At 69.2% G+C, this 13,232-nt stretch carries 12 protein-coding genes and 1 pseudogene; 6 read left to right on the forward strand and 7 right to left on the reverse strand.

Annotated elements, in window-relative coordinates:
* Positions 1-13: 13 nt before the first annotated feature.
* The 3 genes from phnK to phnN all read left to right on the forward strand — a co-directional run bounded on the left by phnK (position 14) and on the right by phnN (position 2,074).
* Entirely contained in the window at positions 14-784 is a 771-nt protein-coding gene (gene phnK / locus DSD19_RS17165) for a phosphonate C-P lyase system protein PhnK (RefSeq protein ID WP_075787541.1), read from the forward strand.
* A 61-nt stretch (positions 785-845) separates the two neighbouring features.
* Positions 846-1,523: a phosphonate C-P lyase system protein PhnL gene (phnL, locus tag DSD19_RS17170; protein ID WP_075785499.1), complete on the forward strand. Its 678-nt coding sequence runs from the start codon at positions 846-848 to the stop codon at positions 1,521-1,523.
* Positions 1,520-2,074 (forward strand): phosphonate metabolism protein/1,5-bisphosphokinase (PRPP-forming) PhnN, encoded by a 555-nt coding sequence (phnN, locus tag DSD19_RS17175; protein ID WP_113670485.1) that lies wholly within the window; start codon positions 1,520-1,522, stop codon positions 2,072-2,074. The genes phnL and phnN overlap by 4 nt, the downstream gene beginning before the upstream one ends.
* Here phnN and DSD19_RS17180 read toward each other — a convergent pair.
* Positions 2,056-2,745, reverse strand: a complete 690-nt coding sequence (locus DSD19_RS17180) for a DUF1045 domain-containing protein (protein WP_075785501.1) — start codon at positions 2,743-2,745, stop codon at positions 2,056-2,058. The two genes, phnN and DSD19_RS17180, sit on opposite strands and share 19 nt — an antisense overlap.
* Positions 2,746-2,827: 82 nt before the next feature.
* Here DSD19_RS17180 and DSD19_RS17185 point away from each other — a divergent pair, with 82 nt between their 5' ends.
* Positions 2,828-3,976, forward strand: coding sequence for an alpha-D-ribose 1-methylphosphonate 5-triphosphate diphosphatase (locus DSD19_RS17185; RefSeq protein WP_113670486.1), 1,149 nt, complete (start codon positions 2,828-2,830; stop codon positions 3,974-3,976).
* A 122-nt stretch (positions 3,977-4,098) separates the two neighbouring features.
* Complete coding sequence (locus tag DSD19_RS21890; RefSeq protein WP_165828165.1) at positions 4,099-4,446, forward strand: phasin family protein; 348 nt, start codon at positions 4,099-4,101, stop codon at positions 4,444-4,446.
* 78 nt (positions 4,447-4,524) lie between these two features.
* On the opposite strand, the pseudogene DSD19_RS17190 reads toward DSD19_RS21890, so the two are convergent.
* Positions 4,525-5,124: pseudogene (locus tag DSD19_RS17190) on the reverse strand (LysE family translocator); the annotation flags it as partial.
* 278 nt (positions 5,125-5,402) lie between these two features.
* Here DSD19_RS17190 and DSD19_RS17195 point away from each other — a divergent pair.
* Entirely contained in the window at positions 5,403-6,998 is a 1,596-nt protein-coding gene (locus tag DSD19_RS17195) for a hypothetical protein (RefSeq protein WP_113670487.1), read from the forward strand.
* A gap of 529 nt (positions 6,999-7,527) precedes the next feature.
* On the opposite strand, the gene DSD19_RS17200 is transcribed toward DSD19_RS17195, so the two are convergent.
* From DSD19_RS17200 to DSD19_RS17220, 5 genes are all read right to left on the reverse strand, one after another.
* Entirely contained in the window at positions 7,528-8,568 is a 1,041-nt protein-coding gene (locus DSD19_RS17200) for a TRAP transporter substrate-binding protein (RefSeq protein ID WP_113670488.1), read from the reverse strand.
* Positions 8,569-8,654: 86 nt separating this feature from the next.
* Positions 8,655-9,980, reverse strand: coding sequence for a TRAP transporter large permease subunit (locus tag DSD19_RS17205; RefSeq protein WP_113670489.1), 1,326 nt, complete (start codon positions 9,978-9,980; stop codon positions 8,655-8,657).
* Between the two features lie 3 nt (positions 9,981-9,983).
* Positions 9,984-10,490 carry a TRAP transporter small permease subunit gene (locus tag DSD19_RS17210; protein ID WP_075785508.1) on the reverse strand — a complete coding sequence of 169 codons (507 nt, stop codon included), beginning with the start codon at positions 10,488-10,490 and terminating at the stop codon, positions 9,984-9,986.
* Positions 10,491-10,668: 178 nt separating this feature from the next.
* On the reverse strand, positions 10,669-11,814 hold the full coding sequence (locus tag DSD19_RS17215) for an iron-containing alcohol dehydrogenase (protein ID WP_113670490.1): 1,146 nt from the start codon (positions 11,812-11,814) through the stop codon (positions 10,669-10,671).
* Positions 11,815-13,191, reverse strand: coding sequence for an aldehyde dehydrogenase family protein (locus DSD19_RS17220; protein WP_113670491.1), 1,377 nt, complete (start codon positions 13,189-13,191; stop codon positions 11,815-11,817). It abuts the gene before it with no gap.
* Positions 13,192-13,232: the final 41 nt, after the last annotated feature.

Below are 13,232 nucleotides of genomic sequence, written 5' to 3' on the forward strand. Positions count from 1 at the left end.
GGCCGAGGCGCCGGTGGCGCCGATCCTGTCGGTCAGGGGGCTGACGAAACGCTATGGCGGGCGGGTCGGCTGCGAGGATGTGGGCTTCGATCTTTATCCCGGCGAGGTGATGGGGATCGTCGGCGAAAGCGGATCGGGCAAGTCGACGCTTCTGAACTGTCTGGCCGGCCATCTGCGGCCCGATGCGGGCGAGGTGCTGTTCGATCTGGGCGAGGAGGGCCTGCGCGACACGCTGGCCCTGTCCGAGCCCGAGCGGCGGCGGCTTGCGCGCACTGACTGGGCCTTCGTGCATCAGAACCCGCGCGACGGGCTGAGGATGACGGTCTCGGCGGGCGGCAATGTCGGCGAGCGGCTGATGGCGGTCGGTGCGCGGAACTACGGGGCGATCCGGGCCTCGGCGCTGGACTGGCTGGGCCGGGTCGAGATCGCGGCCGACCGGATCGACGACCGGCCCGCGGCCTTTTCGGGCGGCATGCAGCAGCGGCTGCAGATCGCGCGCAATCTGGTGACGGGGCCGCGGCTGGTGTTCATGGACGAACCGACCGGCGGGCTCGATGTCAGCGTGCAGGCGCGGCTTCTGGATCTGCTGCGCGGGCTTGTGCGGGACATGGGGCTGTCGGCGGTGATCGTGACCCATGATCTGGCCGTCGTGCGGCTGCTGGCGCATCGGCTGATGGTGATGAAGGGCGGGCGGGTGGTCGAGACCGGGCTGACCGATCAGGTGCTGGACGATCCGCAGCATGGCTATACCCAGCTTCTGGTGAGTTCGGTGCTTCAGGTCTGAGGGTGCGCCCATGGCGGGCGGCGCGGCAATGGGTATTTGGGCCAAGAAGAAGGACCAGGGGATGATCGAGCTTTCGGGCGTGGCCAAGAGTTTCACGCTGTATAATCAGGGGGGCGCGGCCATCCCGGTGATGGCGGGGGCGGCGCTGTCGGTGGCGCCCGGCGAGTGCGTGGCGCTGACCGGGGCCTCGGGCGCGGGCAAGTCGACCCTGATGCGGATGATCCATGGCAATTACCTGGCCGCCTCGGGGCGGATCGTCGTCGGCGGGCTCGATGTGGCGGCGGCCGAGCCGCGCGAGATCCTGGCGCTGCGGCGCCATGTGCTGGGCTATGTCAGCCAGTTCCTGCGGGTGGTGCCGCGGGTGCCGACGCTCGATGTCGTCGCCGAGCCCTTGCTGGCGGTGGGCGTGCCGGTCGAGGCCGCGCGCGACCGGGCGGCGGCCCTGCTGGCGCGGCTGAACATCCCGCGCCCTCTTTGGGATCTGAGCCCGACCACGTTTTCGGGCGGCGAACAGCAGCGGGTCAATATCGCGCGCGGCTTTGCCCATGACTATCCGGCGCTTTTGCTGGACGAGCCGACGGCGAGCCTCGATCCCGGCAACCGCGAGGTGGTGCTGGAGCTGATCGAGGCGGCCAAGGCGCGGGGCGCCGCGATCCTCGGGATCTTTCATGACGCGGGCGCGCGCGCGCGGGTCTGCGACCGCGAGGTCGATGTCTCGGCCTTTGCGGTGGCGCCATGAGCGGGGTTGGGCCGGGGCGGCTGTTCGCGGTGGTCGGCCCCTCGGGCGCCGGCAAGGACACGCTGATGGCGGCGGCCTGGCTGCGCCGGCCCGATCTGCATCTGGTCCGCCGGGTGGTGACCCGGGCGCCCGGGGCCGGGGGCGAGGACTGCGATTGCGTCAGCGCGGCCGCGTTCGAGCGGATGCGCGACGAGGGTGCCTTTGCGCTGTGGTGGCGCGCGCACGGGCTGAGCTATGGCATCCCGCGCAGCGTCGACGAGGCGCTTTGGGAGGGGGAGGACGTGATCTTCAACGGGTCGCGCGCGATGCTGGCCGAGGCGCAGGCGCGGTTTCCCGATCTGACCGTGCTGCATGTCACCGCCCGGCCCGAGACGCTGGCGGCGCGGCTTGCCGGGCGCGGGCGCGAAAGCGCCGAGGAAATCGCGGCGCGGCTGGGGCGCGCGGGCTATGCGCTGCCCGAGGGGATCGTGGCGGTCCGCATCGACAATGACGGCGCGCTTGACGACGCCGTCGCCGCGTTTCTGGCCGCGCTTCAGCCCGACAGGCGATAGCGGTGCAGGTTGTGAAACTTCCCGTCCTCGGCCTCGCCGAAGAGGCACAGGCTTCTGATGCGGATCGGCCGGTCGATCAGCGGGTCGAGCACCGGACCCAGCACCATCCGCGTCGCCTCGGCTTCGGGCGGCTTCAGCGGGCCGGTCAGGGTCAGATGGAAGCGGTATTCCTCCATCACGTAGGGATAGCCCCATTTTTCAAGGAGCTTGCGCTGGCGGGCGCTCAGCCGGTCGGGATTGCGGCGGGCGAGGTCTGCGGCGGTGGGCGGCGCCCGGAAGCCGTCGAGCGCCTCGACCACGCTGCCCGCCAGCGCCGCCAGAGCGCGGGTGTCGCCGCGCGGGGTCAGGGCCAGGAAGCCGCTCAGAAGCGAGAGCCGCAGCCCTTCGATCAGCACCGGCCGCAGCTGGCCCGAGAGCGCCACGGCCGAGGCATGCAAGAGCCCGATATCGCTGCCCGTGGCCAGCCGGAACGGCGCCTTGACGGTGGCGTGGAACCCGTATTTGCGTGGCACCTCGGTCAGATCCTCGACCGGCCGCGGCAGCCCGCGCAGCCGGGGATGCGCCCGCGGCGCCCCGGCCTCGGCATCCCAGCCGAGCCAGGCCTTGCCGAAATCGCCAAGCGCGCCCTCGTCGGGCGCATAGTAGATCGCGTAGCGCCGGTAGCCTTCCATTGCCCCCTCCGCACTGGGATGCCGCGCCGTTTCCCCCCTTGTCCTGCCCCAATCCTCCCCGCGCATCAAGAAGGAGGCGCCCATGTCCCCGGTTTCCGAGACCGTTCTTGCCAATGCCACGCTGGTTCTGCCCGATGAGACGCTGACCGGATCGGTCCGCGTCGCGGACGGGCGCATCGCCGGGATCGACCCCGGCGGGGCCGTGCCCGCGGGGGCCATCGATTGCGGCGGCGATCTGGTGATGCCGGGGCTGATCGAGCTGCATACCGACAATCTGGAGCGGCATATCCAGCCGCGCCCCTCGGTCGACTGGCCCCATGCCAGCGCCATCGTCGCCCATGATGCCGAACTGGCCGGGGTCGGCATCACCACCGTCTTCGATGCGATGCGGGTGGGCTCGATCCCGTCCGGCAAGGCGCGCTACCGGGCCTATGCGCGCGGACTGGCCAGCGAGATGCTGGATCTGAGGGCGCGGGGCGCGCTGAGGATCAGCCATTTCCTGCATCTGCGCGCCGAGGTCTGTTCCGAGACCCTGGCCGAGGAGATGGCCGAATTCGGTCCCGAGGACCGGGTCGGCATCGTCAGCCTGATGGACCACACCCCCGGCCAGCGGCAGTTCCGCGATCTGGACAAGCTGAAGGCCTATGTGATGGGCAAGAACAACTTTTCCGAGGCCGATTTCGAGGCCCATGTCGCGACGCTGAAGGCGTTGCGCGACCGTCATGGCGAGCGCCACGAAGAGGTCGCCGTGGCCGAGGCCCGGCGCTGCGGGGCGATCCTTGCCAGCCATGACGACACCACCGAGGCCCATGTCGCGGTTTCGGCCGGGCATGGTATCCGGCTGGCCGAGTTTCCGACCACGCTCGAGGCGGCCCGGGCCTGCCGGGAACAGGGGATCGCGGTGATGATGGGCGCGCCCAACCTGATCCGGGGCGGGTCGCATTCGGGCAATGTGGCGGCGGCCGAGCTGGCCGGTCTGGGGCTTCTCGACATCCTGTCGTCGGATTACGTGCCCTCGGCCTTGCTGATGGCCGGGGTGATGCTGGGCGATCTCTGGGACGACATGGCGCGGGGCATCGCGACGGTGACCCGGGCGCCCGCCGATGCGGTAGGGCTGAGGGATCGCGGCCGGATCGCGCCCGGCGCGCGGGCCGATCTGATCCGGGTGGCGCGGATCGACGGCGTGCCGGTGGTGCGCGGCGCCTGGGTGCAGGGGACCCGTGTCGCCTGACGTCGGGACTGCGGGTCGGGGACGACGGCGCGGTTGCGCCGCAGTCCGGGCCTTTGACCCGGCCCCCGGTTGTTCCTATTTTCAGATCCGTACCACCCGGTTTGCGTGTGAGGAGATCCGCCATGCCCAAGACCCCCGAGACGCCGTCTGCCGCCGCCGCGCTTGAGGCGGCCTTGCGTGCCCAGGCCGAGGGCTGGGGGCTGATGGCCTGGGTGAGTGCCACCATGGTCGATCACGTCCGCCGCACCAGCAGCGAGATGGCGGCCTTTGCCCGCGACGAGGCCCGGCGCAATGCCGATGCGATGCAGCGCCTGGCCGCCTGCCGCACGCCCGAAAGCCTGACCGACTGGCAGGGCGACTATCTGGGCGAGACGGTCGCGGTCTGCCGCGACGAGGCCGAGCGGCTGGCGCGGATGACTGCCGAGGTCTGCGACCGGACCCTGACCCGGATGACCGGTTGGCGCGACTGACGCAGGCGCGTCCCGACGAAAGCCGGGCGCGCGACCGGCGGGGCCGCGCCCGGCCGGACGCGATGCGGCAAGGCCGATTCCGCTGGCCACGAAGATCCCGCCCGTCGTCTTGTGGATCCGCGTCACCGCGCGGTGCGACAGCTCCAGCCGCCGCAGCCAGGCGCCGAGACCGCCGTGGACGGTGGCAACGGCAAAGGCGCTGAGGCAGACCACCGCGACCATGCCCGCCAGTTGCCCGACGCCCGTGCTCTCCGGCGACAGGAGATGCGGGAAGAGTGCCGTGAAGAAGGCGATGGCCTTGGGGTTGCTCGCGGCCACGGTGAAGCCCCCGGCGAACAGTTTGCGCGCGGGCTCCGGTTGGTTATGCCTTCCATCGGAGAGGGCGACGCGCCGGGCGGCGCTGCGTCAGAGCTGGATGCCGACACAGACCAGATAGGCCGCCCCGGCATAGTTCAGCGTCAGGAACAGCGTTGCCGACCCGGTGAGGACCTGCCCCGGTCCGGCCGAGGCCGCGATGGCCTGACAGGCAGAGGCCACGGCATTTCCGCTGGCCGTGATCGTGCTGCGCAGCCAGCCATGGCTTGCCCCATGCGAAAAGGCGATCAGGGTACTCGGCCCCGGAATCATCGAGACGGCGATGACGGTCCCGGCAAAGACGGCCCAATAGGTCAGGTCCATTTCCTGCGCTCCGCTGCGATGGGGGCACAGGACCCTGGGCCGAGGCCCCCGTTGCGGCAAAGGGGGGCTGCGCGGACCATTTGCCGTTCCGGCGCCGGTCTTTCGACAGGAAGGGCCTGCGGACTGTCCCGGCGGATGTCAGGCCCCGTTGCGTCAAGCCGTTGCCCGACCGCTCCTTTTCCCGTGTCGTAAAGGTTTTGTTTACCTTTGACGCTGCGTTGACGGCGGTCCGCGATCCTCGAGTCGTTGAGGGAGAACGGTCAGGGAGTCGAGGGAAGATGTTGCCGCTTCAAAGCCAAGAATGCCCCGCGACCCGTGCGCGACCCGCCCCCGATGAGGCGGGAACCGCCTGCCCCCGGAGCGCCACCATCGATGCGTTTTCCTATCCGGTCTGGCCCGAGGCCCCGCATGGCCCGTTCGGCTATCTCTTTCCCGACGCGGCCGAGGCGCGGGGCGGGGTGGCGGCGGCCGCCGCGCTGCGCGATCTGGCCTCGGCGATGGCGGGCCGGGGGACGGGCGGCGGGGACGATTCCGGCATGCCCGCGATCTATACCTATCTGGGTCAGGTCATCGCCCGGGAACTGGCCGCCGGGACCGACCCCGAGGGCGGGCTGTCGGGGCTCGACCTCGACCGTGTCGATCCGCTGCCGCGCCGCCGGGCGATGGCCGATCTCCGCAATGACAGAAGCGGCCGGTTGAACCTCGAGAGCCTCTATGGCGCCGAGGCGGGCGGATGGCGGTGCGATCCGGCGGCCCCGGCCCGGCTCTGGTCGGGCGTGACCGGTCCGTCCGGGAGCGTGGGGGGCAAGGCCTGGCCCTATCCGGCGCGGCGGAACCGCTTGCCGAAACCGGCCCTGGCCGAGCAGGACAAGGCCTATATCGGCGCTCCGCAGACCGATGCGGGCCTGGCGACGGCCGAGGTCCATCTGGTTCTGGCGCGGTTTCACAATGCGGTTGTCGCCCGGGCGCCGGGGATCGGCGGCCCCCCGGCCGAGGCGGGCGATGCCGCCTTCGACTTCGCCCGGGACGAGGTGCGCAAGCACTTCCAGTGGCTTGTGGTCAACGACTACCTGCGCCGGATCTGTTTGCCCGAGGTTCTGGACGCGGTCATGGCCGAAGAGGCGCCGGTCTATTGCGATCTGCTGCAGCGCTGTCCCGGGCTGCCCGAGGGGCGGCTGCCGCTGCCCTTCGAGTTCCAGGCCGCCGCCATCCGTCTGGGCGAGACCATGGCCCGGCCGAGCTATGACTGGTCGGCGCGCCATGGCTTTGGCTGCGGCGCGGCATCCGTCGCCGGGCCGCCGGGATGGCGGCGGGCGCCGGGGCGGATGGATTTCTCGCGCCTGACCGATGAAAGCGGCACCCGTCCCGACCGCCATGCGCGCGGCATCAACACCCGGATCACGCCGGATCTGCTGTGCCTGCATGACGAGCCGCCGGGGCTGCACGGGCGGATGCGCCAGCTGGCCGAGCGCACGTTGCGCCGGGGGCTGCGGCTGAACCTGGCCTCGGGGCAGGACTGCCTGCGCGGGATGGCGCGGCTTGGGGTGCGGATCGCGCCGCTGAGCGCGGCCGAGCTGGCCGAGGGCCCCGGCGGCGGGGTGCTGGCGCGGGCCGGGATGATCGAGGCGACGCCGCTTTGGTATTACATCCTGCGCGAGGCCGAAGCGCGGACCGGCGGGCGCCGTCTGGGCCCGCTGGGCAGCCGGATCGTGGCCGAGACCCTGGTGGGGCTGTGTGTCTGCGATCCCGACAGTTACTGGCACCATCTGGGGTCGGATCACGGCCGCTGGCATCCCCGCGACGGGGTCCGGCCGGCGGGCGAACCGGTCACGACGGTGGCAGCCCTGATCCGGGCGGCGGGCATGCGCGCCTGACGCCGGATACCTGTGTCGAGATCCTCCCTCGCACCCTCGGCACAGGCCAGCCTTTCGGACGCTCCAAAGGGGGGAGCGGGCGAAAGGTGGCTCGCGTGCTCCGGCGGCGTCCTGCCGCCGGAGACCGGAGGCGGGGGCGGATGCGCAGTGCCTGGGGGTTGGTGACGAGGTCCAATGTCAGGTTTTTCGTCCGACGGCACGACTTGCGCATCCCGCCTCCGGCCACCGGCGCGCCTTGCGGCCCCGGCGGCTCCGCATTGCCAGACCGGCACCGGCCGGGCGGGGGGAGCGGGGACCGTCAGGCGCCGCGGCCGGGTTTGGTCGCCCGTTGCGGCGCGGCCGGAGCACGCCTTTTCACGCCGGTCCCGCCGGTCCCGCCGGGGGCGGGGCAGGAAAACGGATCTGGGGGCAGGGGGTACCGCCCGCGGACGGTCTTGTGCGATGCCGGTTCGCCATGGGCGGCGGTCGCGCAGGGTGGGGACCGTCCGCAGGCGGCGGGGCGCCCGGCAACGGGCGCCCCTTTTTGCGGTCAGGCCCTGGTATAGCGGTAGGGTCGGCCCGCCTTCTGCATGTCTTCGTTGTATTTCTTGAAGATGCCGACGATCCTGGCCTTGGTCTCGGATTCCTCGGCAATCTCGTCCCAGAAGGTCCGGGCGGCGGTCTCGACCTTGTCCCAGTCCTCGTCGGGGATCGAGGTCAGTTCCATCTTGGTGCCCTCGACGCGCAGCCGCGCCTCGCCGCCCCAGTACCACCACTGACGGTAGTAATGCGACTGGTCCATGCAGACCCGCAGCAGCTCCTGCAGCCGTTCCGGCACCTCGTTCCAGCGGTCCATGTTGGCGAAGAAATGGCCGATCCAGGCGCCCGAGATATTGTTGGTCAGGAAGTACTTGGCAGGCCCGGCCCAGCCCACGGTGTAATCCTCGGTGATGCCCGACCAGGCGACGCCGTCCAGCTCGCCGGTCTGCATCGCGACCTCGACATCCTCATAGGGCAGGGTCACCGGCACCACGCCGAACTGCGCGAGGAACCGGCCTGCGGTCGGGAAGGTGAAGACGCGCTTGCCCTTCAGATCGTCAAGCGACCGGATCGGGCTGATCGTGGCGAAGTTGCAGGGGTCCCAGGACCCGGCCGAGATATGCTTGACGCCGACCTTTTCATATTCGGCGCCCCAGATCTCGTTCAGGCCGTACTGGTTGAACAGCACCGGCACATCCAGCGAATAGCGCGAGGCGAAGGGGAAATAGCCGCCGAAGACGGTGACCTCGGTCGGCGAGGCCATGGAATCGTCGTCGGACTGCACCGCGTCGATGGTGCCCTGCTGCATGGCGCGGAACAGCTCGCCTGTGGGGACAAGCTGGTCGGCGGTGAACAGCTCGATCTCCATCTCGTCGCCGGCGATCTTGTTGAAGCTCTCGATGGCGGGCCGGATCACGTGATCGGCCAGGGCGACGCCCGCATAGGTCTGCATCCGCCAGCGGATCTTGGACTGGGCGAGCGCCGGGGCGGCCAGACCGGCGGCGGCGGCTCCGACCCCGGCAGAGGCCAGGAACTTGCGTCTTGTGGTCATCGTCTTCTCTCCTTGTTGGCAGAGGGCTTTTGCCCCCGGTTTTCCGGGCCCCGCGACCCGGGGCTCCGTTTTTTTAAGGGCCGTCTTCAGAGGCCGTAGACCTGATGCGGCAGCCAGAGCGCGATCTGCGGAAAGGCCATGACGATGGCCAGCGCCGCGATCATCACCATGACGAAGGGCACGATCGAGGCGTAGATGTCCTTCAGCCCGATCTCTTTCGGGGCCATCGCCTTCATCAGGAAGAGGTTATAGCCGAAGGGCGGTGTCATGTAGGCGATCTGGGTGGTGATGGTGTAAAGCACCCCGTACCAGATCAGGTCGAACCCCAGCGCCTTGACCAGCGGGATGTAAAGCGGCGCCACGATCACCAGCATCGCGGTATCGTCGAGGAAGGTCCCCATCAGGATGAAGCTCAGCTGCATCAGGATCAGGATCATCCAGGGGTCGAGGCCCAGCTTTTCGGTAAACAGGCTCTCGATCGCCTTGACCGCGCCCAGCCCGTCGAAGACCGCGCCGAAGGCCATGGCGGCGACGATGATCCACATGAACATGCAGGACACCGCCAGCGTCTGGCGCACCGAGGTTTCGAACACCGCGCGGGTCATCCGCCCCTTCAGCACCGCCGCGGCGAAGGCCGCCAGCGCGCCGATGGCCGAGCTTTCCACAAGCGAGGTCCAGCCGTTGACGAAGGGCACCATCATCGTGGCAAAGATCACCAGCGGCAGCACGCCCGCGCCCAACAGCCGGACTTTCTCGGCGAAGGCGATCCCGGCGCGTTCCCCGGGCGGCAGGACCGGCCCCAGCGCGGGCGAGATCCGGCAGCGCAGGTAGATATAGAGGATGAAGAGCCCGGCCATCAGCAGCCCCGGCAGGATGCCCGCCAGCCAGAGCTGACCGACCGGCTGGCGCGCGATCATGGCATACAGCACCAGCACCACCGAGGGCGGCACCAGAATGCCCAGCGAGGATCCGGCCTGGATCACCCCCGTGACCATCCGCTTGTCATAGCCGCGCCTCAGCAGTTCCGGCAGCGCGATGGTCGCGCCGATGGCCATGCCCGCGACCGACAGCCCGTTCATCGCCGAGATCAGCACCATCAGCCCGATGGTGCCGATGGCCAGCCCGCCCGGCACCGGCCCCATCCAGACATGGAACATCTTGTAAAGATCGTCGGCGATGCGGCTTTCGGACAGCACATAGCCCATGAAGATGAACATCGGCAGGGTCAGCAGCGGATACCATTTCATCAGCTTCATGCTGGCCGAGAACGGGATCACCGACCCGCCCGTCCCCCACAGCGCCAGCGCCGCCACCGCCGCCACCGCCCCGATGGCGCCGAAGACCCGTTGTCCGGTCATCAGCATCAGCATCATCGAGGCGAACATCAGGATCGCGATCATCTCGTAGGACATGGCCTAAAGCTCCTCGCCGCGGATATGGGCGATGTCCTTGAACAGCTCGGAGACGGCCTGCAGGATCATCAGGAAGAGGCCGAGGCACATGACCGACTTGATCGGCCAGAGCACCGGGCGCCAGGCGGTCGGGCTGCGCTCGTTGTACTGGATCGCGTAGATCAGGCTGTCGATGCCGCCATAAAGCAGCACGCCCAGGAAGAAGATCAGGAAGAGCACGGTAAAGCTGTCGACCCAGGCCCGCGTCTGCACCGACCAGCGGCCGTAGAACAGGTCCATCCGCACGTTCGATCCAAGCTGGATCGAATAGGGCCCGCCCATGATGTAATAGGCGACCATCGCGAACTGGGCCATTTCCAGCGTCCAGAGCGAGGGCAGGAAGAAGGTCTTCGAGATCGAGGACCACAGCAGGATCCCCATCATCACGAAGATCCCGTACATCATCACCCGGCCGATATGATAGTTCACCCCGTCGACCGTGCGCACATAGCCGCGCATGAACCCGGTCATGGCGCCGCCTTTCGCGCGGGCGCGCCGATCCTTGTGGCTGTCATGCCGTCACCATTTCCCTGTTGCCCCGTCATCCTGCCGCGAGTGTTGTCCCGCGTGCGCTTTGGGGTCCATTCCTGGTCTCCGGCGGCCGGGTTTGCGCCGCCCGCCGGTGTCTTTCAGGGCGCGTCTGCCCGTTTCAGAGGCAGTCCTCCAACAGACGGCGCGTGTTCTCTTCCGTCATCTCGACCGGATTGCCGCCGGTCGAGGGGTCCTTCAGTGCCGAGGCGGTCAGCGCATCGAGATCGGGGTCGGTCACCCCCAGCGCGGTCAGGTTGGCGGGGATGCCAAGTTCGGCATTCAGACGGCCGACCAGCGCATAGAAGGCGTCGAAATCGCTGCCGATGCCCAGATAGGCGGCGGCGCGGGCCAGACGGTCCTCGATGGCGGGGCGGTTCATCCGCAGGACGGGCTGCATTACGGTCGCGTTGGTGGTGCCGTGATGGGTGTTGTGCACCGCGCCGATGGGATGCGAGATCGCATGGATCGCGCCCAGCCCCTTCTGGAAGGCGACCGCGCCCATCATCGCGGCCGACATCATCTGCGCGCGGGCCTCCAGATCGGTGCCGTCGGCATAGGCGCGGGGCAGGTACTCGGTCACGAGGCGCAGCCCCTCCAGCGCGATGCCCTGCGACATCGGGTGGTAATGCGGCGAGCAATAGGCCTCGAGGCAATGGGCGAAGGCATCCATGCCGGTGCCCGCGGTGATCGCTTTCGGCATGCCGACGGTCAGCTCGGGGTCGCAGATCACGACGCTGGGCAGCACCTTCGGGTGGAAGATGATCTTCTTCTCGTGGGTTTCGGAATTGGTCAGCACGCTGGCGCGGCCGACCTCGGACCCGGTGCCCGCCGTGGTCGGCACCGCCACGATGGGGGCGATGGCATCGGCATCGGCGCGGGTCCACCAGTCGCCGATATCCTCGAAATCCCAGACCGGGCGGGTCTGGCCTGCCATGAAGGCGACCATCTTGCCCAGATCGAGCCCCGAGCCGCCGCCGAAGGCGATCACCCCGTCATGGCCCCCGGCCCTGTAGGCCTCGAGCCCGAGCGCGAGGTTCAGCTCGGTCGGGTTCGCGTCGACCTCGGCAAAGACCGCGCGGCCCAGCCCCGCGGCGTCGAGGATGTCCAGCGCGCGGGCGGTGATCGGCAGCCCCGCAAGCCCCTTGTCGGTCACCAAGAGCGGCCGGGTCAGCCCCGCCGCGGCGCAGGCCGCGGGCAGTTCGGCGATGCGGCCTGCGCCGAAGCGGATGGCGGTGGGATAGGACCAGTTGGCGTTCGGCGTCATTCAGAGTTTCCTCAGGTGATAGGATTTCGGACGGGTCAGGTTGTGGAAGCCGATCACCGACAGCCCGCCGCCGCGCCCGGTATCCTTGCAGCCGGTCCAGCACAGCGCGGGGTCGAGATAGTCGGCGCGGTTCAGGAAGACGGTGCCGGTCTCGATCTGCCGGCCGATCCGCTCGGCCCGCGCCACATCCGCCGTCCAGAGCGAACAGGTCAGCCCGTAATCGCTGTCATTCATCAGCCGGATCGCCTCGTCGTCGTCCTTCACCGGCATGATGCCGACCACGGGGCCGAAGCTTTCCTCGCGCATCACCCGCATTTCGTGGGTCACGCCGGTCAGGATCTGCGGCATCAGGTAGGTGCCGCCATCCTGCGGGAACAGCGCGGGGTCGATCATCGCCGTCGCGCCTGCGGCCACGGCTTCGGAGGTCTGGGCGCGGACCAGATCGGCAAAGCGCGCCTGCGCCATCGGGCCGATGGTAGTCTCGGGGTCGAGCGGGTCGCCCAGCCGGTAGCCCTCGACCAGTTTCACCGCCTTCTCGACGAAGCTGTCGTAAAGGCTTTCGGCCACGTAGATCCGCTCGATCCCGCAGCAGCACTGGCCCGAATTGTACATCGCCCCGTCGATCAGCACCTCGACCGCCATGTCGAGATTGCAGTCCTCCATCACATAGCCCGGGTCCTTGCCGCCCAGTTCCAGCCCCAGCGGCGTGAAGGTGCCGGCCGCCGCGCGCTCGATGGCGCGCCCGCCGCCGACCGAGCCGGTGAAGTTGACGAAGCCGAAGGCGCGTTCGGCGATCAGCGCCGAGGTGGTGTCGTGATCGAGGAAGACGTTCATGAAGACGTCCTCGGGCACGCCCGCCTCGTGGAAGGCGCGCGCCATCCGTTCGCCGACCAGAAGCGTCTGGGTCGCGTGTTTCAGCATCACCGTGTTGCCCGCGATCAGCGCAGGCGCGACGGTGTTGATCGCGGTCATGTAGGGATAGTTCCAGGGCGCGATCACCAGTACCACGCCATGCGGATCGCGGGCGACATAGCGCCTGAAGCTGCCGCTGTCCTCGGCCTCGATCGGCGCAAGCGCGGTCTCGGCGATCCGGGCCATGTATTTCGCGCGCTCTTCGAAGCCGCGGAATTCGCCGCCATAGCGGACGGGCCGGCCCATCTGGCGCGCGAGTTCGGGCACGATGGCGTCGTTCATCGCGCCGACATTGGCGACGCCTTTCAGAACCAGGTCGATGCGTTCGGCCAGCGGCCGCGCGGCCCAGGCGGCCTGGGCTGCGCGGGCGCGCGCCACAGCGGCGCGGGCGGCTTCGGGCGCGAGCGCCTGGCGTTCGGCCAGAACCGATCCGTCGATGGGAGAGATGCAGGTCAATGTGGTCATCGGAGGGTCTTCCGTTGTGAAAGGTCCGGGCCCGTGCGGCG

It is taken from the genome of Rhodovulum sp. BSW8 (assembly GCF_003314725.1).
Classification (GTDB): Bacteria; Pseudomonadota; Alphaproteobacteria; order Rhodobacterales; family Rhodobacteraceae; genus Rhodovulum; species Rhodovulum visakhapatnamense.

Bases quoted from the DNA above. Each gene is read 5' to 3' on its own strand.
- phnL (WP_075785499.1), top strand. From the start codon at position 846: ATGATCGAGCTTTCGGGCGTGGCCAAGAGTTTCACGCTGTATAATCAG.
- DSD19_RS17195 (WP_113670487.1), top strand. From the start codon at position 5,403: ATGTTGCCGCTTCAAAGCCAAGAATGCCCCGCGACCCGTGCGCGACCC.
- DSD19_RS17180 (WP_075785501.1), bottom strand. From the start codon at position 2,745: ATGGAAGGCTACCGGCGCTACGCGATCTACTATGCGCCCGACGAGGGC.
- DSD19_RS17210 (WP_075785508.1), bottom strand. From the start codon at position 10,490: ATGACCGGGTTCATGCGCGGCTATGTGCGCACGGTCGACGGGGTGAAC.
- DSD19_RS17215 (WP_113670490.1), bottom strand. From the start codon at position 11,814: ATGACGCCGAACGCCAACTGGTCCTATCCCACCGCCATCCGCTTCGGC.
- DSD19_RS17200 (WP_113670488.1), bottom strand. From the start codon at position 8,568: ATGACCACAAGACGCAAGTTCCTGGCCTCTGCCGGGGTCGGAGCCGCC.
- DSD19_RS17220 (WP_113670491.1), bottom strand. From the start codon at position 13,191: ATGACCACATTGACCTGCATCTCTCCCATCGACGGATCGGTTCTGGCC.
- DSD19_RS17185 (WP_113670486.1), top strand. From the start codon at position 2,828: ATGTCCCCGGTTTCCGAGACCGTTCTTGCCAATGCCACGCTGGTTCTG.
- DSD19_RS21890 (WP_165828165.1), top strand. From the start codon at position 4,099: ATGCCCAAGACCCCCGAGACGCCGTCTGCCGCCGCCGCGCTTGAGGCG.
- DSD19_RS17205 (WP_113670489.1), bottom strand. From the start codon at position 9,980: ATGTCCTACGAGATGATCGCGATCCTGATGTTCGCCTCGATGATGCTG.
- phnN (WP_113670485.1), top strand. From the start codon at position 1,520: ATGAGCGGGGTTGGGCCGGGGCGGCTGTTCGCGGTGGTCGGCCCCTCG.